The organism is Autumnicola musiva (genome assembly GCF_031846585.1).
GTDB lineage: Bacteria > Bacteroidota > Bacteroidia > Flavobacteriales > Flavobacteriaceae > Autumnicola > Autumnicola musiva.
Window position 1 is genome coordinate 199,123 of record NZ_JAVRHK010000001.1, and the last position, 25,109, is coordinate 224,231.

Below are 25,109 nucleotides of genomic sequence, written 5' to 3' on the forward strand. Positions count from 1 at the left end.
AAAATAGCCCACAGGCAGATAACAATATATTTGTTATATGCGAAAGAAAAGAATTTTAGTAGCACCGCTTAACTGGGGCCTTGGTCATGCCACACGTTGCATTCCCATAATCAATGCTTTACAGGAAGAACAATTTGAGCCTGTTTTGGCTTCAGATGGAGCAGCACTCCTTTTACTGGAAAAAGAGTTTCCTCACCTTCCCGGTTTTGAACTACCTTCATATAATATTAAATACACCCAGTCCGGCAGCAACCTGAAATGGAAAATGATGTGGGACAGCCCCAAAATACTGAAGACTATAAAAGCTGAAAAAAAGTTCACCAAAAAACTGGTAGAGGATTATAACCTGAGCGGGATAATTTCTGACAACCGCTTTGGGGTAAGGTACAAGCACCTGAAGAACGTATTTATCACCCACCAGTTAAACGTTCTGAGCGGAAGCACTACCTACTTCAGCAGTAAAATCCACCGGAAGTATATTAAAAAGTTTGATGAATGCTGGATTCCCGATGCTCCCGGCAGTAAAAATCTAAGCGGGATCCTGGGCCATCTGCCAAAAACAGATGAAACTATAAAATACATGGGGCCGGTTAGCCGTTTAAAGAAAGAGGAGCTCCCGATAAAATTCAAATATCTCATTCTTCTTTCGGGGCCGGAACCACAAAGGACAATTTTAGAGAAGTTGCTTCTCGAGAAATTTGCAGGCACTTCAGAAAACATATTAATGATTCGCGGACTGATGGATGAAAAAAAGCAGCTTATAGGACCCACACACATTACTATTGAAAATTACCGGTTTGGGCGCGAACTTGAAGAAGCTATTAATTCTGCAGAAATAATCATCTCCCGGTCCGGTTATACCAGCATTATGGACCTGGCAAAACTGGAGAAAAAAGCTTTTTTTATCCCCACTCCCGGCCAGTTTGAACAGGAATATTTAGCTGAAAGATTAATGAACCTTGGTATCGCCCCGTTTGCCAGGCAGGATACGTTTCAACTTTCTCTACTCAAGGATATTAAAAATTATAAAGGCTTAAAGAATATTAGCTGCAGTAACAAACTAAGGGAGCTCTTTACTCTTTTCTAAAGTAAAGGAAAATTCGCTTCCAACACCAAATACACTTTCCACATATATTTTCTCTTCATGGGCTTCAATAATGTGCTTTACAATAGAAAGCCCCAACCCGGAGCCGCCTTCTTTCCTGGAGCCGCTTTTATCTACCCTGTAGAAACGTTCAAAAAGACGCGGAATATTTTCTTTGGCGATCCCTTCCCCATTATCAGTTACCCGCACAATTACCTTATTTTTAATAAGGTTTTCTATGGTAATTTCTGTAGTTCCGTCTTTTTTGCCGTATTTGATGGAATTTACTATCAGGTTTGTTAATACCTGCTGGATTCGCTCCCTGTCGGCATGCACATAGATGGTTTCCGGATAATCGGTATCAAAAGTAAGGGTGATGTTTTTTTTTGCTGCTTTCATTTCAAGCAGGTCAAAAGTATTCTGGATTAAATCTACAATATTAAAATCTTCCAGCTGAAGGTGCAGGTCTCCTGCTTCCAGTTTGGTGATCATATCCAGATCTTTCACAATATAAATAAGACGTTCTACGCCTTTACTTGCCCTGTTAAGGTATTTTTTTCTTACCGACTTATCTTTCATAGCACCATCCAGCAACGTTAAAATATATCCCTGAACGGTGAAAAGTGGCGTTTTAAGTTCATGGGAAACATTACCCATAAATTCTTTCCTATAGGTTTCCCTTATTTTTAAGGCTTCAATTTCAAGCTTTTTTGTTTCGGCAAATTTTTCCACCTCTTTGGTAAGCGTACCCATATCTGTAGTTACCTGGCCGGGGCGTAAAGTAGTAGAATCCAGCAGGGAAACATCGTCGTAGATTTTTTTAATACGACGGTAAATGAAATATTCCACCCGTTGCTGTATAATGATAAAAGTAAAAATATAAGTTACCGCTATAAAAACAATTATTGGGACCAGCTGCAGGTTCCCTACGAAAAACAGAAAAGTACTCACCAAAAAACTTACGAAAATCGTAATATAGACTGATGTCTTTATTGCAAATTTGTATGAACGCTTAAACTTTTTTGCCATTAAACTACAAACTTATACCCTACTCCTTTTACAGTTTTAAAACTGGCGTCACCAATTTTCTCCCGTAGTTTTCTTATATGAACATCTATAGTCCGGCCACCTACCACTACATCATTGCCCCAGATTTTGTCCATTATATCTTCCCTCTTAAACACCTTTCCCGGTTTGGAAGCCAAAAGGGATAAAAGCTCAAATTCCTTACGGGGAAGAAGCATTTCCTTATCGTTTTTTATGATTTTGTATTCTTCCCGATTTATAGTGAGATCGCCAATTTTAACAATATTGGCATTAGGAGTGTCGTCCTTAAATCTTCTCAACAATGCCTTCACTTTACTAACCAACACCTTTGGTTTGATTGGTTTTGTAATATAATCATCGGCACCAGCATCAAAGCCAGCCATCTGAGAGTAATCTTCTCCCCTGGCGGTAAGAAATGTAATAATGGCATCTTCCAGTTCAGGAATTTTCCTGATTTTCTCACAGGCTTCAATGCCATCCATTCCCGGCATCATCACATCAAGGATAATCAGCTGTGGATTTTTCTTCTTAGCGAGCTTCACCCCTTCTGCACCATTATCGGCAGTAATTACTTTATATCCTTCCGAAGAAAGGTTATACCCAACGATCTCCAGGATATCTGGCTCATCGTCAACCAGGAGGATAGTGATGTCTTTTTTCTTCATGTTATTAGGTAGTTAAGATAAATTAAGGGTAAAAATAAAGATAAATTTCATTCCAGGCCTCAACCTGCTCATTGGTAACCTTTAACTAACATTAACATCATAAACGATTAATATGTAATTAACCATGTGTTTACATACTTGCACTTTATTTGCGCCAGAGAATTAAACACAGGAATGAAACAAATTTTAACGTTTTTCGCAATATTATTTTTAACAGCATTACCAATGTTGGCCCAGCAGGAAACTACTGGCTCCATTGTGGGGAAACTAACCGACAAAGAAATGAACGGGGAACCACTTCCCTTTGCCAATGTAATAATTAAAGGTACATCAAAAGGAACAACTACAGATTTTGACGGCCTGTATGTACTAAATAATCTTCAACCGGGAACATATACGGTAGAATTTAGCTTTGTGGGGTACGAAACTTTAGAAGTACCTAATGTAGAGGTGGTGGCCGGGAAAGTTACTGAAGTAAACACAGGAATTGGTGCGAGTGCTGCTTCGCTTGACGAGGTAATAATCTCTACCGTTTCCCGAAGAGATTCTGAAGTTGCCCTTTTACTGGAACAAAAAGGCGCTATTGAAATTAAAGAGAGCATTGGTGCACAGGAGCTGGCTAAATTAGGAGTTTCTGATGCTGGAACAGCCACCACAAAGATTTCGGGAGTGACCAGTAGTGAAGCATCCGGAGATATTTATGTACGAGGACTTGGTGATCGTTACCTTTATTCTACTTTAAATGGCCTGCCCATCCCGTCAGATGATGTGGAACGTAAGAACATTGATTTGAACTTGTTCCCTACCAGAATCATAGAAGGGGTTGGAATCAGCAAAACTTATTCGCCACAATATTCCGCAGATCAAGCTTCCGGAAATGTTAATATTGACTCTAGGTCTTTAGTTGGCTCGCAGGAATTAAGTGCCAGTGCGAGAGCAGGTATTAACACTAATGTGTTTCAGGATGGCGTAGTAGATAACTTTAAGGCCTCCCCTAATGCTGATGATGTATCATTTGGATTCTACTCCAAGGACCTGCCTACCCAGACTGCGCTTACTCAACAAAGCTGGAATACGCAGACTGTGGATCTTCCATTAAATTATCGCTATACATTAAATGGAGGTACGAAAATCGGCGAAAAATTCAAATTTTTCTTTTCCGGGTCCCAAACTATAGAACATGAATACAGACAGGGGTTATTTCAAAATTATGACACCAATACCTTGGAAGATTATTATTCTGATGCCACTCGTTATTCGAAAACAATTAATACCACCGGACTTTTAGATTTGGGGTATGAGTTTAATGATAATCACTCACTAGGGGCTATAAGTCTTCTAATTAATAAAACCAGCGATATCGTTTATGAAGCTGGCAGAAATGGAGAAGGTTTTACCCAGGATGAAACTGATCCGGCACAAGATTTAAATCAATTCGTCAGGGATCAAAATCTACGAAATACCAGGCTATCTGTTAATCAATTGCTTGGTGACCACCACTTAGGAGATAAAAACCATCTCACCTGGGGTATTGGAGCGAATATTATTGATTCCGATGAGCCCAACCGTATAAGAAATGAAATTAATTTTAATGAGGAGCAGGTTAGCCTTGGTAGACAGGGGAACTATCAAAGCAGGAAGAGCACGCAAACTATACATGACAATGAGATAGGTGCACGCTTAAACGATGAATTTAAAATTTTTAAGAAAGATTCCTCCAGTTTAATTTTAAATATTGGAGGAAACTACAGAAATAAAGATCGGGATTTTGCTTCACAATTTTTTGGACTTGACGAACCTGATGGCACGGTTCTAAGGGCCAGCTCCATCGATAATTTAAACAGCATCTTAAATCAGGAAAATGTTGATAATGGCAGTTTAAGAAGTAACGAACAAAAAGAAGATACCTACACCGGGAACTTAAAATCAACTGCAGGATATATATCGGCAAATTATACAATTAATAAGCTCAACTTCAATGTAGGCGCCAGGTATCAAAAAGATGATATTAATGTTCATTATAATGTTAGTAATACATTTCCAAGAGAGGATATTGTAGAGAAATCTTATGATAATATCTATCCCTCTTTAAATATTCGATACGCCTTAAATGACAGAAATAATTTAAGACTTGCTGCAAGTAAGACCATTACGCTGCCAGAATTTAAGGAAATTTCTCCCTTTCCATATGTAGATCCAAGAGCACAAACTACACAGGGTAATCCTGACTTAATAGCTAGTAACGCATACAATTTGGATATTAAATGGGAGCTATTTCCCTCAAATGCTCAACTAATATCTTTAACAGGTTTCTATAAACAAATTGAGGATCCTATTCAGAAAAGCCAGGTAACGGGTTCCTCCGGATATTTCAGATTTTTTAATACTTCAGAAAAAGCTGAAGTATACGGTCTGGAATTCGATGCTGATCTCAAAATTTTAAATCCGAAAGAAGGCAGTAGTTTGGATTTTAGTATTAATGCAACAAAAATGTGGCACGAGCAGGATCTAAAAGATGTTTATAACGAGGAAGGTGCTTTAGTAAGAACTTTTAAATACAAAAACAAAACCAGCAGCGGATTGCAGGGAGCATCTGATTGGATCTTTAATGCCGCTTTAAATTATGAGACAGATTGGGAGCGATCTTTATCCGCCAATTTATCTGCTAACTATGCCTCGGATAAAATTTTCGCCTTAGGATCTACTAACAATGTTAGGGATTATGAAAATTACTATAATGACGAGATCATTGAAAAGGGTTTTGTTTCGTTAAATGCAGTATTGGTACAGGAGTTAAATGAAAATTGGAACCTAAGATTTACCGGAAAAAACCTGATTAATCCCGAAATAGAAAGAACTCAAAAAATTAAACCTATAGGCGGCCAGGAAAGAAACGAAACAGTGTTTTCCTATACACGTGGTACAGTACTTAATTTAGGAATAAGCTATAAGTTCTAGACATTACTACTAAATTTTAATAATTATTAATCAATCTTAATTCAAACCATGATGAAACTAAATTCAAATTTAACAATGGTGTTTTCGCTACTCTTACTTGCGGTTTTTGCAAGCTGTAGCAATGATGACGATCAAGTAGATCCAAATCCAGAACCTCCGGTTGAAGAGGAAAACGAATTGGTTGGATCTTTAGAAGAAGATCTAACGCTAGATTCTTCTGTAGAGTATCAATTAACAGGTATCTATAGCGTCGAGGAAGGTGCTACTTTAACAATTCCCGCTGGTACTACTATTAATACTGCAACAGGAACTGATGTTTTTATTGTTGTTCAGCAGGGCGCAATGATAGATATTCAGGGTACTGCAGATGCACCGGTAAGAATGAGACCTTCTGAAGAAGGCGTTTGGGGAGGTCTTATCCTTTTGGGTGAAGCTGAAACTACAGCAGGTTCTGATGCAACAGCCGAAGTTCAGGACCTTGTTTATGGAGGTACTGACAGTGAAGATAACTCAGGATCTATTCAATACTTAATTATCGAAAACTCAGGTGCCCAAATCAGTCCAGATTCTCAGTACAACGGGCTTACGCTATATGCAGTAGGTTCTGGTACAACTATTGAAAACGTAGCTTTATTAAACGGGGAAGATGATGGCGTGGAATTCTTTGGTGGTAGCGTAAATGCTTCAAATATCTACATAGAAAACCTACAGGATGATGCCATTGACTGGACTGAAGGATGGAATGGAACGCTTACCAATACCTACGTAAAACATACACGTAACGATTTCTCGACAGCTTTAGAGGCTGATGGTACTGAAGCGCAGCCTACCATTACTAATTTCACTGCAGTATCAGAAACCGGTGGTACTGCACTGCAGTTTAAGGCTAGTTCAGGAGCTATTATTACGGGACTTTCTTTATCCGGATATGATACCAGCATTGAGTTAGCCGATGAAGATCAGGGTGACTTTGCTAATATTCAAATTAATGGTGCAGATTCAAATCCTGATAATTCTTATTCAACTCCTAACCAAATAGACCTTTCTATCTTCTCCTGGGTTAATGATGCTTTGACTGAACCCGAAGCCCTGGCAGGATCAGTTGAAGAGGATATGACTTTAAATGCTTCCACTACTTACTATTTAGATGGCATTCTAAGCATTGAAGAAGGTGCAACTCTAACTATTCCTGCTGGTACTACAATTAATACCGCAACAGGAACTGATGTCTTTATTGTTGTTCAGCAAGGGGCAATGATAGATATTCAAGGTACTGCAGATGCACCGGTAAGAATGAGACCTTCTGAAGAAGGCGTTTGGGGAGGTCTTATCCTTTTGGGTGAAGCTGAAACTACAGCAGGTTCTGATGCAACAGCTGAAGTTCAGGACCTTGTTTATGGAGGTACTGACAGTGAAGATAACTCAGGATCTATTCAATACTTAATTATCGAAAACTCAGGTGCGCAAATCAGCCCGGATTCTCAGTACAACGGGCTTACGCTATATGCAGTAGGTTCTGGTACAACTATTGAAAACGTAGCTTTATTAAACGGGGAAGATGATGGTGTGGAGTTCTTTGGTGGTAGCGTTAATGCTTCAAATATCTACATAGAAAACCTACAGGATGATGCCATTGACTGGACTGAAGGTTGGAATGGAACACTTACCAATACCTACGTAAAACATACACGTAACGATTTCTCTACAGCTTTGGAAGCTGATGGTACTGAAGCGCAGCCTACCATTACTAATTTCACTGCAGTATCAGAAACCGGTGGTACTGCACTGCAGTTTAAGGCTAGTTCAGGAGCTATTATCACAGGCCTTTCATTATCCGGATATGATACCAGCATTGAGTTAGCCGATGAGGCTGGTGACTTTGCCAACATTCAAATTGAAGGTGCAGATTCAAATCCTGATAATTTCTACGATGCTGATGCTACTGTAGATTCCAGCATGTTCGATTGGGTAAATTAATCTTTGTATTTCTTTAATGTAAATTAGCCATTTAAAGGCCGCAAAATGCGGCCTTTACTATTTTTCAAGAAATCATTAACGTATTTGGCAAAATTTTATGGCAGGGTTTTTGAATTTTCTTTGTAAGTTTGTAGAAACCAGCCAGGAAAGAATGAAGCAAAAATACTTTTTTAGTTTCTTCATAATATGTTTACTGTTCTTCGCCATTCCGGCTGAAGCTCAGGATACTACTAGCACCGGGAATAAAACCGAAGTGCCTATTTCTGGCCTTTCCATTTATCCTAATCCCGTAACTGGCGGTAAAGTATACATAAGTACCTCCAGAAACCTTGATAAAGAAATTGAAATTTATAATGTTCTTGGCAAACCTGTTAAAAGACTAAGATTAAGAGGAAAGGAACTTGATGTTTCCTCGTTAACTCCAGGCATTTATATTCTTAAAATTGAGGAAGAAGCCAGTAAGGCCACTCGGAAGCTGGTAATAAAATAAAAAGAAAATATTTTTAACAAGCAAATAAGCTTCTATTTATAGAGGCTTTTTTACTTTCGGGTATATTCAAAAGGGATTCAATGCTTAAAGACAAAATTTTTAATATTTCTTCTGAAAAAGAATTTTATCAAACCGCTCTGGAGGTTTTTAAATTCCAATATCAACACAATAGCGTATATAAACAATTTTGTGATTTACTAAAGAAAAACCCTGAATCTGTAAATGAGCTTAGTGCAATTCCATTTTTGCCAATTGAGCTTTTTAAAACAAAAAAAATTCTTTCTTCCCGGGAAGAACCGGAGATAATTTTTTCCAGTAGCGGCACTACCGGTACAAATGTTAGCAAGCATTATGTAACTGATTTAAGCCTTTACGAAAACAGCTTTCTACAATGCTTTAAAAGCTTTTATGGCAAACCCGAAGAACTGGTAACCTTTGCACTGTTGCCCTCTTACCTGGAGCGGGAAGGTTCTTCTTTAATCTATATGGCAGATTACCTTATAAAAAAAAGTCAACATCCTGAAAGTGGTTTTTATCTGAATGAACTGGATGAGCTTGCTAAAAAGCTAAAGGAAATAGACAGCACAGGCAGGAAAATTTTACTCATTGGCGTTTCATTTGCTTTGCTTGACCTTGTTGAAAATCATAATTTTCAGCTGCAAAACACCATTATTATGGAAACAGGTGGAATGAAAGGCCGGCGTAAAGAAATGATAAGGGAAGAACTACATAATATTCTTGCAACAGGATTTGGTGTTGACAAAGTTCATAGTGAATATGGAATGACAGAATTATTATCCCAGGCGTATTCACAAGGTTCGGGAATTTTTAAATGCCCTCCCTGGATGAAGATTATTATTCGTGATCCTGAAGATGCCGTAACTGTTCTTCCGCCGGGGAAAAACGGCGGAATAAACATTATTGACCTTGCTAACTTAAACTCCTGCTCCTTTATTGCCACACAGGATCTAGGAAAAAAAATAGCTGGAGAAAAATATGAAATTCTGGGAAGATTCGATAATAGCGATATACGCGGCTGCAATTTAATGGTCCTGTAATTTCCTGAAGCAGCATTCTCTTTATAAATTCAGAAAAAATTTCTTCACATTGTAATGCAGGGAAGTTTTAGCGACTTAATATACGCGAAAGAAGTTGTCATAAATAGCAAATTTCGTTAGCCTGAACTTATTTCAAAACTACATTATCCATTTTGAAATTCTGAAATAATCCTGCCTTAACGGAAGGCATTTTTAGAGTAACGATTTTTATGATTTCCAGGCAACCACAACTTCGCAGGTTGTTAAGTTTGTTTTTATAGTTGATTGGTTAGTTAGTTGCAATCCCTCTGTGTCTCCTACGATGCAGAGGGATTTTGCATTTTAAACCACTCTTATTATATAGGTATTCTTCTTCCCTTTGTTTAGGATCACATATTTATTATTGATCAAATCTGTTTTGGTGATTAAATAATCTGCATTTACCTTTTCCTTATTTACTGAAACAGAATTCTCTTTTAAAGCCCTTCTCGCTTCACCGTTGGATTTCAGGAAATTAGTACGGGCACATAATGCACCAATCATGTCCAGGCCGGTTTCCACTTCTGCTACATGAACTTCCGCCTGCGGCACTCCTTCAAAAATGTCCAGAAATGTACTCTCATTCAGGCCTTTTAAATCTTCAGCAGTACTTTTTCCGAAGAGCACCTCCGAAGCCTTTACAGCATTCTCAAATTCTTCTTCGCTATGCACCGTAATAGTAACCTCTTTAGCCAGCCTCTTTTGAAGTAAACGCTGGTGTGGCGCTTCTTTATGCGCATTAATTAGCTGCTCTATGGTCTCACGTTCCAAAAATGTGAAAATCTTAATATATTTTTCAGCATCCTCATCACTGGTGTTAAGCCAATATTGATAGAACTTATAGGGAGAAGTTCTGTTAGCATCCAACCATACATTGCCGCCCTCGCTCTTACCAAATTTACTACCATCACTTTTGGTAATGAGCTGGCAGGTAAGCGCAAAGCCTTTTCCGCCGGCAATACGCCGAATCAATTCGGTTCCGGTGGTAATATTTCCCCATTGGTCACTGCCACCCATTTGCAGCGTACAATCTTCATTTTTATATAAATGAAGAAAATCATAACCCTGTACTAACTGATAGGTAAATTCGGTAAAAGACATACCTTCGGTTCCTTCTCCCGAAAGTCGGTTTTTCACCGAATCTTTCGCCATCATATAATTTACCGTTATATGTTTTCCTACATCCCTGATAAAGTCCAAAAAGGAAATTTTCTTCATCCAATCATAGTTATTTACAAGTACGGCTTCGTTTTTACGGCCCGAATTGAAATCCAGAAACTGGGACAATTGCGCCTTTACACACTCCTGGTTATGCCTGAGTGTTTTCTCATCAAGCAAATTACGCTCGGCAGATTTTCCCGAAGGATCACCAATCATTCCCGTTGCCCCGCCAATAAGGGCGTAAGGCTTATGCCCGCAACGCTGGAAATGGCCTAACAGCATAATTGGCACAAGATGACCAATATGAAGGGAATCTGCAGTGGGGTCAAAACCAATATATGCCGATCTAATAGCAGCATTAAGATGTTCCTCGGCTCCAGGCATCACGTCATGCAGCATTCCGCGCCACTTCAATTCTTCTATAAAGTTTTTAATCATAATATTACATTCTTCTAAAAACAGCCGTAAAGATACCATAAACCGTTAATTTTCCTAAGTGCTTTGGTTATATTTACTGCATGATTTTAGTTACCGGAGGTACAGGACTTGTTGGCTCACACCTGCTGTTTAATCTCACCAGGTCAGAAAATAAAATCCGGGCCACTTATAGAAAAAACAGCAACATTAAAGCCGTTGAGAAAGTCTTTTCCTATTACGTTTCTTCTTCGGAAGCAAAAAACCAATTCAGCAAGATTGAATGGTTTGAGGCCGATATTCAGGATATCCCTGCTCTTAGCCGTGCTTTTAGAGGAGTGAAATTTGTTTATCATTGCGCTGCCCTGGTATCTTTTGATCCAAAAGACGCTAAAAATTTAAGAAACATCAACATTGCCGGTACGGCAAATATTGTAAATCTTTGCATAGCAAATTCCATCATAAAACTTTGCCATGTAAGCAGCACGGCAAGTCTGGGGAAACCTTTGGAAGGAAAAACAATTACAGAGGAAACAGCCTGGAACCCGGAAGAAAACTACAGTGACTATGCCATTTCAAAATACGGAGCCGAAATTGAAGTGTGGCGCGGTACCCAGGAGGGAGTACATGCTGTAATTGTAAATCCGGGGATTATAATTGGTCCCGGTTACTGGGATTCTGGTAGCGGACTTTTATTCAGCAAAGTCAGTAAGGGGTTTAATTTTTATTTTCCAAAAATCACGGCATTTGTAGATGTGAAAGACGTGGTAAGGGCGATGCAGGAATTAATGATTTCTGATAGAAAAAATGAGCAATATCTTTTGGTTGCAGAAAACCTAAGCTTTAGAGAAGTCCTTTGTTTAACCGCGGGAAGCCTGGATAAAAACCCACCTTCAATAGAATTAAAAAGGTGGATGGTTTTTACCGGTTGGATTTTTCAAACCTTTGGCAGTCTTTTTGGCTTTAAAAAACAAATTACCCGGGATGCTGTAAAAACGCTCTTTGACGAATGGCACTTCAGCAATAAAAAAATAAAAAATGATCTTGATTTCACATTCACTCCTATAGCTGATAGTGTTTTGAAAACAGGAAAAATTTTTAAAAATGAAAATTAATTTTCCCGATTTCTCCTATATTTCACAGGTGGCGCAAGGCTATCTGGTGATATAGCATCTTCCCCTGGTAATTCTTTAATTGAATCACGATGTATGGAATCCATCCTGGCTATGGAGTCTTCTATTCGCACTTCCTCCTCTCTTATAGAATCTCGTATCGTTTTAATTTTTTCCAGCCTTTCCTTTACCCGCTGAAAAATACCCTCATAAATGGTGAAATTTTCAGAATAATAATCGTTGCTTTCCTGAAACTGAAGACTGTCTATATTATATTTTTTATAGATGTAATTTTCCGGCTGTATTCCTGCTTCCTCAATTATATTTCGATTTAGATTTCTTGCCGACTGCAGAATGGATAATTCCGTAAGCACATCTACCATTTTATCTTCGCCAATAAGATTATCGGGCCTTTCAGTACGCTCAATATCCTGGCAGGCTGAAATTAACAGCAAACTTATAAATAGGACTGAGAGCTTTTTTTTCATATTATCGGTCAAACGTCAATCGTTCAGCTACCGGTGCAAAAGACTGGTGTTTAAAATTTCGGTAAACCAGACGGCCGTTCACGAAAGTATGGGTGATGCGCGATTTAAAAGTAGTCCCCTCAAAAGGAGACCATCCGCATTTATATAAAGTATTGTCCGGCTGTACTGCCCACGGCGCATTCAAATCCACAAGCACAAGATCGGCTTTGTAACCTTCTTTTATAAATCCGCGTTTTTCTATCTGAAACAAAATAGCCGGATTATGGCACATTTTTTCAACAATTTTCTCCAGACTTATTTTTTCCTGATGATACATTTGGAGAAGTGCCGGTAAGGCATGTTGCACCAGCGGCCCACCACTTGGCGCCTTGGTATAAACATTTTTCTTTTCTTCCCTGGTATGCGGAGCATGATCTGTAGCGATCACATCTATAAAATTATCTTTAACTGCCTGTAGTAAAGCATCTTTGTCTTTTTTTGTCTTTACGGCAGGATTCCATTTTATAAAAGTTCCTTTTTTAGCATAATCTGATTCATCAAACCAAAGATGATGAATACAAACCTCTGCAGTAATTTTTTTATCCTTTAGTGCTTTCTTATTACTGAAAAGCCCTATTTCCTTTGCAGTAGATACATGAAAAACATGAAGCCGTGCTCCGGTTTTTTTGGCGAGTGCCACTGCTTTGGAAGAAGATTTATAACAAGCTTCCTCACTACGTATTTTAGGATGCAATTCAATTGGAATATCGTCTCCATAACGTTCCACACATTCCTGCATGTTTTTTTTAATAATTGCCTCATCTTCACAATGTGCGGCGATCATTAAAGGAGATTTGGCAAAAATTTGCTCCAGTGTTTTTTCATCATCCACCAACATATTTCCTGTAGATGACCCCAGAAATAATTTAAGTGCTGCTGTAGTTTTTGGATCAACTTTCAGGATTTCTTCCAAATTATCATTTGTTCCCCCAAACATAAAAGAGTAATTGGCGTAAGAAGATTCCTTAGCTAATTTAAATTTTTCTTCCAGAAGTTCTACAGTAGTGGTTTGTGGCAGCGTGTTGGGCATTTCAATAAAAGAGGTAATTCCTCCAGCCACTGCAGCCTTTGAACCTGTCTCAATGGATTCTTTGTGTGTTAAACCCGGCTCCCTGAAATGAACCTGGTCATCTATAAGCCCCGGCAAAAGGTAATTCCCTTCTGCATCAAAAATATTCACATCCGGGGATTTTGCACTAATGCTCTCAGCTATTTCTACAATTATTCCATCTTCTATAAAAACATCGCCTTCTTTTATTTTACCTTCATTTACGATCCTGGCGTTTTTTATCAAAACCTTTTTCATTGCACTTCAACCTTATTAAAAAGACTTTTAATCTTCATTTTTATTACCCCAAAAACAGCTTCAGAAATTATAGAGCTGCTCATTTTAGATGTTCCCTTTGTCCTATCGGTAAAAATTACCGGTACTTCTACAATTCTATATTTTAAAAGATGGGCCTTAAATTTCATTTCAATTTGAAATGCATAACCCACAAATTGTATTTTATCTAAATTTATATTTTCCAGCACTTTTCTTTTGTAACAAACAAAGCCCGCCGTGGTATCCTGAATATCCATTCCCGTAATAAAGCGCACATACCTGGAGGCCAGCCAGGACATTAATACCCTGCTCATTGGCCAGTTTATCACATTAACCCCGGTTTTATACCTGGAACCGATACTAACATCTGCACTATCCCTTCTGCATGCATTATAGAGTCTTACAAGATCATTGGGATTATGGGAAAAATCGGCATCCATTTCAAAAATATAATCATAATGCCGCTTCAGAGCCCATTTAAACCCGGCGATATATGCCGTTCCCAAACCAAGTTTGCCCTGTCTTTCTTCCAGAAATAGCAACTCCGGGAATTCAGCCTGCAAAGTACGTACACTCGTTGCAGTACCATCGGGAGAATTATCATCAACCACCAAAATATGAAATTTACGCCGTTGAGAAAATACATTCCTTATAATGCGTTCAATATTTTCAATTTCATTATAGGTGGGTATAATAATTATCCCTTTTACCATCCCGGAAAATTTTGCACAAATGTAGACATTTTAACTAATGCTTTCCCTTGTAACAAGCCCAAGTTTTTCCACCAATATTATACATTTGTAAAAAAATACCCTTGCAAGCAATAGAAAGACAAGTAGATTCTACAGATTGGATAACAATAATACTTGTGGCCTGCATTCTGTTGCTTGCCATAATAAGGAATGGTTATCCACAGCGTCTCAGAGAGTTCCTGTCATTACTGACGTCCAACAAATTTATGATGTTTAGAGGAAAAGAGAACAATGCTTTTCATCCTTTTAACATATTATTGTTTACAGTAAACATGGCAGTTGTATCCCTTTTCCTGTTCATGCTTTTCACTTTTTTTGTGGACAAAGCAGAAGAATTTTCTCCGGTAATTTTATACATTAGAATCGCCACGGGATATACCTGCTTTGTGATGGTAAAAACAGGTGTGGAAAAAATAATTGCCAATATCTTTCAGCTGGACCAGCAAATGGATGATTATATCTTCAGGAAGCTGGGTTACAGGAATTTCCTTTCTCTTTTTCTTTTTTCCGCAGTTATAATGTTAACCTATACCATTAGTCCCACCCGTAATATCTTATATGGTCTGCTGCTGTTTCTGCTCGTAAGCAACGCTATATCTATGGTTATGGTCATAAAGCAAAATCAACGGATAGTTTCACAGCAGTTGTTTTATTTTATTTTGTACCTTTGCGCTCTCGAAATTGCCCCTTATATTATTTTGTACAAGCTATTTACAGATAATTGGGGATAAAATAAAGACCGATATATGAAAGTGAAAACAATTTTGATTTCTCAACCTGAACCTAAAGTAGAAAACTCTCCATATTTTGAGCTTGAGGAAAAACAAAAAGTAAAAATTGATTTCATCCCTTTTATACATGTTGAAGGCGTGCCATCTAAAGAAGTAAGACAGCAAAAAATAGATCTTACCAAATACACCGCCATCATCTTAACCAGTAGAAACGCCGTAGACCACTTCTTTAGAATTGCTGAAGAAATGCGTTATAAAGTGCCCGATACCCTTAAATACTTTTGCCTTAGTGAAGCCGTAGCCTATTATCTTCAGAAATATGTTGTTTACAGAAAACGGAAAATATATGTAGGAAAGAGAACTTTTGCTGAACTTTCCCCGCTTATTAAGAAATATAAAAGTGAAAAGTTTTTACTTCCTTCATCTGATATGCTGAAGCCTGATGTTCCTAAAACCCTTAATAAATTGGGGGTAGAATGGCAAAAAGCAGTGCTTTATCGAACTGTGGTAAGTGATTTGTCTGATTTGAGGGAGGTGACATATGATATTCTTGTATTTTTTAGCCCTAGCGGTATAAAATCCCTTTTTGAAAATTTCCCTGATTTTGAACAAAAAGAAACACGAATAGCTGTTTTTGGAAATACTACCATTAAGGCCGCCAAAGAACACGGTCTAACCGTTAATATTAAGGCACCAACAGCAGAAACACCTTCGATGACCATGGCACTTGACAAGTATATTGCTCAGGTAAATAAGAAATAACTTTTTTAGAGTTCCCGGGTTGGCTGTAAAGGTTCAGGAATTTTAAGCTGTAGACTGGAAATCTAGAATTGGAGGTCACACCTCATATTTTTTATATGTCAACTGCCCACTCCTCACTTTAATCATTAAAAAATCCGGCATCTTTCTAAAAATACCGGATTTTTGTTTTCAACTAATTAAACTCAAACAACAGGTCCTCCATTTATAATTTCCTTATTTGCAAAGCTTTTGTACTGCCTGAAATTAGATTTAAATGAAGATGCCAATTCTCTAACTTTGTGATCATAATTCTCTTTATTGCTCCATGTGTTACGTGGGTTAAGAACTTCAGATGGCACATTATTACAGGTTAAAGGTATGTGTAAACCAAAGACATCATGCGTTTCAAATTCAACATTATCAAGTTTTCCTTCCAGAGCAGCACTTATCATTGCCCTGGTATAATGCAATTTCATACGGCTTCCGGTACCATATGATCCTCCTGTCCAGCCGGTATTTACCAGCCATACATTTACATTGGCATCTTTCATCTTTTTGATAAGCATTTCAGCATAACGCGTGGGATGCAGCGGCATAAAAGGTGCCCCAAAACAGGCTGAAAAACTTGGCACAGGCTCGTCTATTCCCGCCTCTGTTCCCGCTACTTTAGCCGTATAACCGCTAATAAAATGGTAGGCAGCCTGGCCGGGTGTTAATTTGCTGATAGGAGGCAAAACACCAAAAGCATCGGCAGTAAGGAAGAAAACATTCTTAGGATTTTCCCCAACCGAAGATTCCTGAATTTTATTAATATAGTCTATAGGATAGCTCACCCGTGTATTAGGTGTTATTGAAGTACTTTTAAAATCTACATTTCCTTTTTTATCTAATATCACATTTTCCAGAATTGCCCCGGGTTTTATAGCGTTAAAGATTTCCGATTCGTTTTCTTCAGTGAGATTAATGACCTTTGCATAGCAACCGCCTTCAAAATTAAAGATGGTATTTTCCGGGGTCCAGCCGTGTTCATCATCTCCTATCAATTTTCTCTCAGGATCTGCTGAAAGGGTTGTTTTTCCGGTTCCGGACAAACCGAAGAAAATAGCAGTATCCTCTGCTTCACCTACATTGGCTGAACAGTGCATGGGTAAAGTCTTATGGTACATTGGCAGGATAAAATTAAGTGCTGAAAAAATCCCTTTCTTTATCTCTCCCGTATAGCCTGTACCTCCAATTAAGACTATCTTTTTCTTAAAATTAAGTATCGCGAAGTTTCCCTGGCGCGTCCCGTCAGTCTCAGGATCAGCCTGAAATCCCGGCGCATTAATAATACTCCATTCCTGCTCAAAACTTTCCAGTTCCCCCTCATCAGGCCTCAAAAACATATTGTAGGCAAACATATTAGACCAGGGATATTCTGTAATTGCCCTAATGTTCATGCGGTAATTTTCATCTGCACAGGCATAGGCATCCCGAACATAAACCTCCTTACCCGAAAGATATGTTGTTACTTTCTTATATAAATGGTCAAATTTGTCTTCTTCAAAAGGAATATTAATGTCTCCCCACCAAACATCATCTTTGGTAACTTCATCTTTAACTATAAAGCGGTCTTTGGGAGAACGGCCTGTAAACCTCCCTGTATTTACTGCTAAAGCTCCTGAACCGGCTTCTACGCCCTCTCCCTTTTTGATTGTTTCATTATGAAGCTCCTGTGGAGACAATTGATATTTAATTTTAGCATCCTGAATTCCGTAAGCTTCTAACGAAATCGTTTTCGTAGTTTGAGTGTTAGCAAACATAATTTGAATTTTGTGTGGTTTATTACTGTTACAAAATTAGAAATCTTTATGTACCGGAAAGCTTATATGGCTGTTTTATTTCTTTTTTAACTTTAAAATGCTTATTAGTACCAGAAGCCATCCAATTATTAGTAAGCTTCCACCAAGTGGTGTAACTAAAGCTATACTTCTAAAGTCAATATTTGTAAGATTATTAGTGGCTAAGAGATAAATTGATCCGGAAAAAAAAGTTATACCGAATACCAAAAGGTAAAAAGTAGCATCCTTCAACTTTTGCGAAAGGAAATTCCATCCTCCTAATATTAGTAAAAATAAAGCATGGTACATTTGATATTTCACTCCCGTTTCAAAAGACTGAAAGGATTCCTGAGATATGAGCGGCTTAAGCCCATGGGCAGCGAAAGCTCCAATAATAACTCCTAAAAGACCGAAAATGGCTCCCGCAATAAGAAACTTTTTATTCATCACAAAGTATTTCAGCATACTGAAGGTCCTGTTGAATTCCTGCAGATACAAAGTTTAATGATTTAAAGTACGCTGCACAAAACTAATTTAATTTATACAACAAATATTAAAATAATATCTGCAAAAATCATAATAAACCCTTTGCTGAACTGCCTGCAGCGGGATGAGTAATTCAAGAGATAAAGTGCCATAGCAAGAAGTTGACCTGGACGATCTTGTGTAGATAAAACTCCAGGTATCCGCAGCTACTTCAAAAACTAATTCTTCAGCAGAAAATTACAAGCCGGTTCTTCAGAACTATGGGTCATGATATCGATTTTAAAAGAAATATACAGCGAGTACTTATGCCATAATATCCATGATGGATTAGAAATTAAAGTTGTGAAGCTAATTTCTTATTTTAGCTTTACAACCAAAACCTGCCAATATGAAAGTTGTTGATCAAAATGTAGTTATAGATGGTATAGACAAAACCATCTTAAGTGCTTTAATGGAAGATGCAAAAAAACCCATTCTTGAGATTGCCCGTAAAATTGGCATTACCGGAGCAGCCGTACATCAACGTTTAAGAAAGCTGGAAAAATCCGGCCTGATTGAAGGTTCTAAATTAATGATAGACCCGAGGATTCTTGGCTACAAAACAATGGCCTTTGTAGGCGTATATCTGGATAAAGCAGTAAGTAATCCAAGGGCGGTTAATCAATTAAGGGAAATCCCGGAAGTTATAGAATGCCACTACACCACGGGAAACTGGTCAATTTTTTTAAAAATCCTGTGTAAAGACAATGAACATCTAATGCAGGTGCTTAACAAAAACATTCAGGGTATAGAAGGCGTTTCAAGAACTGAAACTTTTATTTCTCTAAATCAGCAAATAAAGCGACAAATTAAGATTTGATATTTGTATTTATTCTAAATAAGAATTAAGTTTGCCCTGCCATGAAGCGATTATATTCTTCTCAATACTTTACATCTTTTCAGTGCGACAGGGGCCGCTGCTTTTATGTAGATTTTAATCATAAAACAGTAAAATTTAGCTTTTGCCAGCTTCTGGCATTTCGCCAACAGGTGAAAAATATAAATCCGAAATCCCACTTTAACGGAGAAAATAAACATGGTTTTGAAATTCTTATGCTTTGTAACCGTGAGCATATTTTTATTCTGGACACTGTAGATATACTTGATCTTCAGGAGTTAGTTATTGGAACATTTGGAATGCTCGAGCTTAATTCTATCCTTAGTACGAGCGTTTAAACCCTATTTCTTCAATTGATTTAGATTACTTCTAAATTTATTAGGCAATTAGGCACATACCTGCTTTTTCATTAAATTTATAAAAAAGTAATATGAAAGATCTTGTAAGACAAAAATTGAGCATTCATGTGGAAGTCATGGATCTTCTTAATAACCAAATCAGGAAAGAAGCACAATCTTCTTCGGCATATCTTGCCATGGCCTCCTGGTGTGATCATAATGGCCTTATCTATAGTGCTGAGTTTTTCTATGCACAAGCTGCTGAAGAAAGGGAGCATATGATGAAGATTTTCCGCTTTATCAATGATAATGGTGGTACGGCATATTCCCCGGAAGTTTCAAATATTCTCCATGAATACAATTCTCTGGAAGAAATTTTTGAATCTGCGCTGGACCAGGAAATTGCCATCACAAAATCCATCCATAACATAGTTTACAAGTGCAGAAAGATTCAGGATCTTACCACCGAAACATTTTTACAGTGGTTTGTAAAAGAACAAATGGAAGAAGAACAAATGATGAGACGTGCCCTGGAATTGTTTGATCTAATTGATGCTAACAATAAACCCGGGTTAAAGTTAATCGACGAAAGAATCCCCCAAATCAGGGAATAATATAAACCTGTTATAACAGTAAAAGGCTGCATTTTCTGCAGCCTTTTTTGTTGTTTATGGTACCATCCATTACCTTATTTGAACAATCCCTTAGTCTCTTCCTCCCATATAAATACTAAGGAAGTAAAGCAAGGTAGCTAAAGAACCAATTGCCGCCACCACATAAGTCCTGGCAGCCCACTTTAACGAATCTTCAGCAGCTTCATGTTCCTGCCGGCTTAGCATGTTTTCAGTTTCAAGCCACACCAGTGCCCGCTTACTTGCATCATATTCCACTGGAAGTGTAATAAAGCTGAATAAAGTTCCCAAACCAAACATAATTATACCAATCAATAATATGGTACTCCCCATGGCAGTGGTTACCATTAGCATAAGACCTCCAAAAATCACCCATTGAGACAATCGTGAAGCCACACTCACCACCGGCACCAGTTTGCTTCTCATTTGCAACCAGCTATATGCCTTTGCGTGCTGAACGGCATGACCACACTCATGCGCAGCAACCGCAGCCGCTGCAGCATTATGCTGGGAGTACACACCCTCGCTTAAATTGATGGTTTTTTTACTGGGGTTGTAATGGTCAGTTAACATTCCCGGCGTAGAAATCACCTTTACGTCATAAATGCCATTATCATGAAGCATTTTTTCAGCAATTTCCTTTCCTGTCATCCCGTTCTGAAGATGAACCTTAGAGTATTTTTTAAACTTACTCTTCAATTTATTGCTCACGTACAAGCTCACAATAAATATTAATCCTGCAATTATATAATATCCAAACATGTTTATTCTTCTTGAATTATTAGCATTTAAGATAACAAAAATCCGGCCAATCCAATTCTTACCGCAAACATGTCAATTTGTTTCTGCCACAAGATTTAATCCTAAATGGAATTACATTCCTTTTATATATGTTATTTCTCAAACTAAGATATTATATATATTTGCATCAATCATTTATAAATCTCGCTATGCACTATAAAAGAATACTTCTTAAATTATCCGGGGAAGCCTTAATGGGAGAACGCCAATATGGCATTGATCCTACACGACTGGCAGAATATGCCGAAGAAATAAAAACTGTTATCAACACGGGAATTGAAGTAGCAATAGTGATTGGCGGGGGAAACATTTTTAGGGGTGTTGCCGGTGCCAGCAAAGGAATGGATCGTGTACAGGGAGACCACATGGGAATGCTTGCAACAGTAATTAACGGGCTTGCACTGCAGAGCGCACTGGAAGATAATGGCGTGCAGACCAGGTTACAATCGGCTATAAAAATTAATGAGGTTGCAGAACCTTTTATCCGCAGGAAAGCCATAAGGCACCTGGAAAAAGGAAGAGTGGTTATTTTTGGTGGCGGCACGGGAAATCCATATTTCACTACAGATTCTGCCGCAGTACTTAGAGCGATTGAAATACATTCTGATGTTATCCTGAAGGGAACCCGCGTGGATGGTATTTATACTGCAGATCCTGAAAAAGACAAGAAGGCAACCAAATTTGATTATATTACTTTTGAAGATGTTATAAAAAAGGGTCTAAAAGTAATGGATACCACAGCTTTTACTTTAAGCCAGGAAAATGAACTGCCTATTATTGTTTTTGATATGAACACCCCGGGCAACCTGCTTAAGGTTGTTACAGGAGAAAAGGTGGGCACTAAAGTCAATTTATAATTAAAAAGAAAAGGTTAAAAATTCTAATAAAATGGAAGAAATTGAATTTGTTATAGATAGCGCCAAAGAAGGCATGGATAAAGCCATCGAGCATTTAAAAAAGCAATTGGTAAATATTCGTGCAGGAAAAGCAAATCCGGCCATGCTGGGAGGAGTGATGGTAGAGTATTATGGATCCCAAACGCCTCTAAACCAGGTGGCCAATGTTAGCACTCCCGATGCACGCACTATTACCATCCAGCCCTTCGAAAAAAATCTCATTGGGGAAATTGAAAAAGGCATTATGCATGCCAACCTTGGTTTTAACCCAATGAACAACGGTGATAGCGTTATCATCAATGTACCGCCATTAACTGAAGAAAGACGTACACAGCTGGTTAAAAATGCTAAAGCTGAAGCTGAAGATGCAAAGGTAGGAGTGCGTAATGACCGAAAGCTTGCCAATAACGAATTAAAGAAACTGGATATATCAGAAGATCTTAAAAAAAATGCTGAAGTGGATATTCAGGAACTTACCGATGCCCATATTGAAAAAATAGATGAAATCCTTGCTGCCAAAGAAAAAGAGATCATGACTATATAATAGTTCTCTCATGATACATATTAAAATTGCCAAATTGATTGCTTTGCAGCAGTCCGAATTTGGCAATTTTATTTTAATTGTAGCTAAAATCTGTGGTATCTTTTATCCAAAGAAGAAGATATGAGTAATTGGCTGATTTTGCTTTCAATTTTATTTTCTGTTTGCAGCATTAATGCCCAAACAAGTATTTCAGGAAGAATTGTAAATGCAGAAAACGGCGAACCTCTGCCTTATGCCAGCATCAACTTTGGAAATAATAGTCAGCTTTTAACAAATATCGACGGTTCATTTCAGCTTGAGTATGACCAAAAGGAAATCCAACTAAATATTTCCTATGTAGGCTTCCGCAGCAAAACCGTTGAAATTTCCAATGCGGTGCAGTACGTGATGATAAAACTGCAACCTGCTGTAGAGCAATTGCAAAGCGTGGTGCTTTCTTCCGAAGAAAATCCGGCAAATGCCATTATCCGTAGAGCAATTGCGAATAAAGATCAAAATGACCCGCAAAGGGCACTCAGGCATTTTAGTTATAAAACCTATACTAAATTTTTGATTGATAACCTTTCAAAAGATATGCGCCTTAGAGCTGATACCTCCAATCTTGAAATGGAAACGATCATTAATGCCGGAAGGGCTTTTCTTTCAGAAAAAGTTTCCCGCAACAGTTACAATAGCCGCAAGGGATTAAAAGAAACCGTTCTGGGCCTTGAAAACGCAGGTTTTGAAGAACCGGTTTACGAAGTGCTTTCTCTTAAAAGCAATCCGCTTTCCCTCTATAAAAATGATTACAAGCTTTTTGAGACCGAATATGCCGGGCCGCTGGCAGATAACAGCTTCAAAAACTATTATTACACCATTCTGGATACCACCACAGTTGAGCGTCCTGCATACGTTATCTACTTTGAACCCAGGAGACAGGAAGCCGTAGCAGGCCTGGAAGGATTGCTTTACCTGGATACATTAAGTTATGCCATACAACAGGCAAAAGCCCAGCTTTTGGGCGCAATAAAACTGGAGGTTAACCATTACTACAATTATCATCCTGAACACGATCTATGGTTCCCGAAAAAGCAGGTCACCACCATAAGACCAGGTTCAGGAGGTAAGGATATTTCGGTTTTTGGCGGGCTGATTTCTGTGGGAACACTGCAGAGAAAGGACAACATCCTGAATAACATTTTTGGAGGCGCCCCTGGTGACAATAATGCTTACCTCTCTTCCACATCCACTAATTATGATATAGACCTGAAAGGATTTTCTCCAATTAAAACGGGTGCTGCACATATTGAGGTTCTACCCGGGGTTGAGGAACAACCGGAAACATTCTGGCGCGAAAACCGTCAGGAAATTTTCACGCAACGGGACAGGAATACGGCCGCTTTGGTTGACAGTGTTATTAACGCCCGGAACATCGAACGGAAACTGGAAGTAAAAAAGGCCGTAGGGAACGGCTATTATCCACTATCTTTTTGGGATTTGAGCCTAAATAATCTATTAAAGTATAACCGTTATGAAGGAATTAAAATTGGGGCAGGCGGAAAAACCAACAGCCGTTTTTCAAACAGCTTCAACTTAAACGGTTATATCGCTTATGGATTTAAAGATCATACCTTTAAATACAGTCTGGGCAGCGAGATTTTTTTAAATAAATCTACCGGCACCAGCCTGGAATTAACATACACCAGCGAAATAAAAGAATTTGGAGCATTTTCTTATCAAAAGAAGGTAAATGACTTTTCTATACTTCAGCCGCGATATTCCAATATTACCAATTTCTACGACTATGAAAATCTACATGCCTCTCTGGAGCATCGCTTTACCTCTTCGCTGGAAACAGAAATCACCGTAAGCAGAAGCGATATATCAATGAATGATAGTTTCGATTATCGCTATTTACATGAAGGAAGGGTTTATTCGGAATATCAACTTGCCGAAGCAGGCCTGTCATTTTTGTGGCAGCCCTTCAGCAAATTTTTGCATACTCCTGAAGATTATGTAGTGATTGAACATGGGTTTCCCCGTTTTACCGCTCAATTTTCCCATGCCTTTAAAGACATTGCAGAAGGAGATTTTACCTTTAGCAGGCTTGGTCTTAGAGTAGATTACCAAATAAGAAGGCTGGACCAAAGCCGTACAGAATTTATCCTGGAGGGGAATTATGCTTTTGGCGAACTTCCTCTTACCCATACCTTCCACGCCTCCCCCAATAACACAAATGAATATGAAATTCTAAACCGCTTTGCCGTGGCCGGAAAAACAAGTTTTGAGACCATGTATTTTAACGAATTTTACAGCGACAGGCAGGCAATGCTGAATATTAGGCATCAACTAAGGCCTTTTTATTTCACCCGTTCCATCCAACCCAATCTGGTAATCGTTTCCCGGTTTGCCATTGGTGATTTTGAAAATAAAGATAAACACACTGATAGCGATTTTAAAGTGATGGAACATGGTTTTTCTGAAGTTGGACTGGAACTAAATAATATCTTCGCAGGTTTTGGTCTTACTACAGCATATCGCTATGGCGCGTATCATCTTCCGGATTTTGAGGATAATATTTCACTCAAATTCAGCTTTCAGCTACAACTGTGAGACCTCTTTATTTGAAAGCTATAACTTAAGAAGTTAGAGAAGCTTTTTCTACCTTTGCACTCCT

23 protein-coding genes are annotated in these 25,109 nt (G+C 38.3%); 14 read left to right on the forward strand and 9 right to left on the reverse strand.

All coding sequences use genetic code 11. From position 1 onward, the window contains the following. The first annotated feature begins 37 nt into the window (after positions 1-37). Entirely contained in the window at positions 38-1,087 is a 1,050-nt protein-coding gene (locus RM539_RS00845) for a glycosyltransferase (protein WP_311501572.1), read from the forward strand. On the opposite strand, the gene RM539_RS00850 is transcribed toward RM539_RS00845, so the two are convergent. Together RM539_RS00850 and RM539_RS00855 are read right to left on the reverse strand one after the other, a co-directional pair. Further along, positions 1,061-2,113 carry a sensor histidine kinase gene (locus RM539_RS00850; protein WP_311501573.1) on the reverse strand — a complete coding sequence of 351 codons (1,053 nt, stop codon included), beginning with the start codon at positions 2,111-2,113 and terminating at the stop codon, positions 1,061-1,063. The genes RM539_RS00845 and RM539_RS00850 overlap by 27 nt on opposite strands. Continuing rightward, positions 2,113-2,796, reverse strand: coding sequence for a response regulator transcription factor (locus RM539_RS00855; protein WP_311501574.1), 684 nt, complete (start codon positions 2,794-2,796; stop codon positions 2,113-2,115). Before RM539_RS00855 ends, RM539_RS00850 begins: the two co-directional genes overlap by 1 nt. Positions 2,797-2,970: 174 nt before the next feature. Between RM539_RS00855 and RM539_RS00860 the strand changes: the two genes are divergently transcribed. The 4 genes from RM539_RS00860 (at position 2,971) to RM539_RS00875 (ending at position 9,279) form a co-directional block, all read left to right on the forward strand. Next, positions 2,971-5,754 carry a TonB-dependent receptor gene (locus tag RM539_RS00860; protein ID WP_311501575.1) on the forward strand — a complete coding sequence of 928 codons (2,784 nt, stop codon included), beginning with the start codon at positions 2,971-2,973 and terminating at the stop codon, positions 5,752-5,754. Positions 5,755-5,802: 48 nt separating this feature from the next. Then, a complete protein-coding gene (locus RM539_RS00865) occupies positions 5,803-7,731 on the forward strand; it encodes a hypothetical protein (protein ID WP_311501576.1) in 1,929 nt (642 codons plus the stop codon). Positions 7,732-7,828: 97 nt separating this feature from the next. After that, complete coding sequence (locus tag RM539_RS00870) at positions 7,829-8,221, forward strand: T9SS type A sorting domain-containing protein (protein WP_311501577.1); 393 nt, start codon at positions 7,829-7,831, stop codon at positions 8,219-8,221. A gap of 80 nt (positions 8,222-8,301) precedes the next feature. After that, on the forward strand, positions 8,302-9,279 hold the full coding sequence (locus tag RM539_RS00875) for a LuxE/PaaK family acyltransferase (protein ID WP_311501578.1): 978 nt from the start codon (positions 8,302-8,304) through the stop codon (positions 9,277-9,279). A 321-nt stretch (positions 9,280-9,600) separates the two neighbouring features. Here the strand turns inward: RM539_RS00875 and tyrS are convergent, their stop codons facing one another. Next, entirely contained in the window at positions 9,601-10,896 is a 1,296-nt protein-coding gene (gene tyrS / locus RM539_RS00880) for a tyrosine--tRNA ligase (protein ID WP_311501579.1), read from the reverse strand. 80 nt (positions 10,897-10,976) lie between these two features. On the opposite strand from tyrS, the gene RM539_RS00885 reads away from it, so the two are divergent. Further along, complete coding sequence (locus RM539_RS00885) at positions 10,977-11,987, forward strand: NAD-dependent epimerase/dehydratase family protein (protein WP_311501580.1); 1,011 nt, start codon at positions 10,977-10,979, stop codon at positions 11,985-11,987. On the opposite strand, the gene RM539_RS00890 is transcribed toward RM539_RS00885, so the two are convergent. Genes RM539_RS00890 through RM539_RS00900 form a run of 3 tightly spaced genes read right to left on the reverse strand, consistent with a single transcriptional unit; the run spans position 11,984 to position 14,548 of the window. After that, positions 11,984-12,472 (reverse strand): DUF4296 domain-containing protein, encoded by a 489-nt coding sequence (locus tag RM539_RS00890; protein WP_311501581.1) that lies wholly within the window; start codon positions 12,470-12,472, stop codon positions 11,984-11,986. The two genes, RM539_RS00885 and RM539_RS00890, sit on opposite strands and share 4 nt — an antisense overlap. A gap of 1 nt (position 12,473) precedes the next feature. Further along, entirely contained in the window at positions 12,474-13,817 is a 1,344-nt protein-coding gene (locus RM539_RS00895; RefSeq protein WP_311501582.1) for a dihydroorotase, read from the reverse strand. Further along, on the reverse strand, positions 13,814-14,548 hold the full coding sequence (locus RM539_RS00900; RefSeq protein WP_311501583.1) for a polyprenol monophosphomannose synthase: 735 nt from the start codon (positions 14,546-14,548) through the stop codon (positions 13,814-13,816). The genes RM539_RS00895 and RM539_RS00900 overlap by 4 nt, the downstream gene beginning before the upstream one ends. Before the next feature lie 101 nt (positions 14,549-14,649). On the opposite strand from RM539_RS00900, the gene RM539_RS00905 reads away from it, so the two are divergent. After that, positions 14,650-15,318 (forward strand): DUF4271 domain-containing protein, encoded by a 669-nt coding sequence (locus RM539_RS00905; RefSeq protein ID WP_311501584.1) that lies wholly within the window; start codon positions 14,650-14,652, stop codon positions 15,316-15,318. A gap of 15 nt (positions 15,319-15,333) precedes the next feature. Beyond that, positions 15,334-16,080, forward strand: coding sequence for a uroporphyrinogen-III synthase (locus RM539_RS00910; RefSeq protein WP_311501585.1), 747 nt, complete (start codon positions 15,334-15,336; stop codon positions 16,078-16,080). A gap of 182 nt (positions 16,081-16,262) precedes the next feature. Here the strand turns inward: RM539_RS00910 and pckA are convergent, their stop codons facing one another. Together pckA and RM539_RS00920 are read right to left on the reverse strand one after the other, a co-directional pair. Then, the gene (gene pckA / locus RM539_RS00915; protein WP_311501586.1) at positions 16,263-17,861 is read right to left on the reverse strand and encodes a phosphoenolpyruvate carboxykinase (ATP); all 1,599 of its coding nucleotides are present in this window, start codon (positions 17,859-17,861) and stop codon (positions 16,263-16,265) included. 75 nt (positions 17,862-17,936) lie between these two features. Beyond that, positions 17,937-18,326 (reverse strand): DUF423 domain-containing protein, encoded by a 390-nt coding sequence (locus tag RM539_RS00920; RefSeq protein WP_311501587.1) that lies wholly within the window; start codon positions 18,324-18,326, stop codon positions 17,937-17,939. Positions 18,327-18,753: 427 nt separating this feature from the next. Here RM539_RS00920 and RM539_RS00925 point away from each other — a divergent pair, with 427 nt between their 5' ends. The 3 genes from RM539_RS00925 to RM539_RS00935 all read left to right on the forward strand — a co-directional run bounded on the left by RM539_RS00925 (position 18,754) and on the right by RM539_RS00935 (position 20,194). Continuing rightward, complete coding sequence (locus RM539_RS00925; RefSeq protein WP_311501588.1) at positions 18,754-19,224, forward strand: Lrp/AsnC family transcriptional regulator; 471 nt, start codon at positions 18,754-18,756, stop codon at positions 19,222-19,224. Between the two features lie 41 nt (positions 19,225-19,265). Then, complete coding sequence (locus tag RM539_RS00930; RefSeq protein ID WP_311501589.1) at positions 19,266-19,580, forward strand: hypothetical protein; 315 nt, start codon at positions 19,266-19,268, stop codon at positions 19,578-19,580. A 92-nt stretch (positions 19,581-19,672) separates the two neighbouring features. Then, positions 19,673-20,194 (forward strand): ferritin, encoded by a 522-nt coding sequence (locus RM539_RS00935; RefSeq protein WP_311501590.1) that lies wholly within the window; start codon positions 19,673-19,675, stop codon positions 20,192-20,194. 90 nt (positions 20,195-20,284) lie between these two features. Here RM539_RS00935 and RM539_RS00940 read toward each other — a convergent pair whose 3' ends face one another. After that, on the reverse strand, positions 20,285-20,974 hold the full coding sequence (locus RM539_RS00940) for a zinc metallopeptidase (RefSeq protein ID WP_311501591.1): 690 nt from the start codon (positions 20,972-20,974) through the stop codon (positions 20,285-20,287). A gap of 188 nt (positions 20,975-21,162) precedes the next feature. Between RM539_RS00940 and pyrH the strand changes: the two genes are divergently transcribed. The 3 genes from pyrH (at position 21,163) to RM539_RS00955 (ending at position 25,045) form a co-directional block, all read left to right on the forward strand. Then, a complete protein-coding gene (gene pyrH, locus RM539_RS00945) occupies positions 21,163-21,870 on the forward strand; it encodes a UMP kinase (protein ID WP_311501592.1) in 708 nt (235 codons plus the stop codon). Between the two features lie 31 nt (positions 21,871-21,901). After that, positions 21,902-22,453, forward strand: coding sequence for a ribosome recycling factor (frr, locus tag RM539_RS00950; RefSeq protein ID WP_311501593.1), 552 nt, complete (start codon positions 21,902-21,904; stop codon positions 22,451-22,453). A gap of 120 nt (positions 22,454-22,573) precedes the next feature. Next, positions 22,574-25,045, forward strand: a complete 2,472-nt coding sequence (locus RM539_RS00955) for a DUF5686 family protein (protein ID WP_311501594.1) — start codon at positions 22,574-22,576, stop codon at positions 25,043-25,045. The last annotated feature ends 64 nt before the right edge of the window (positions 25,046-25,109 follow it).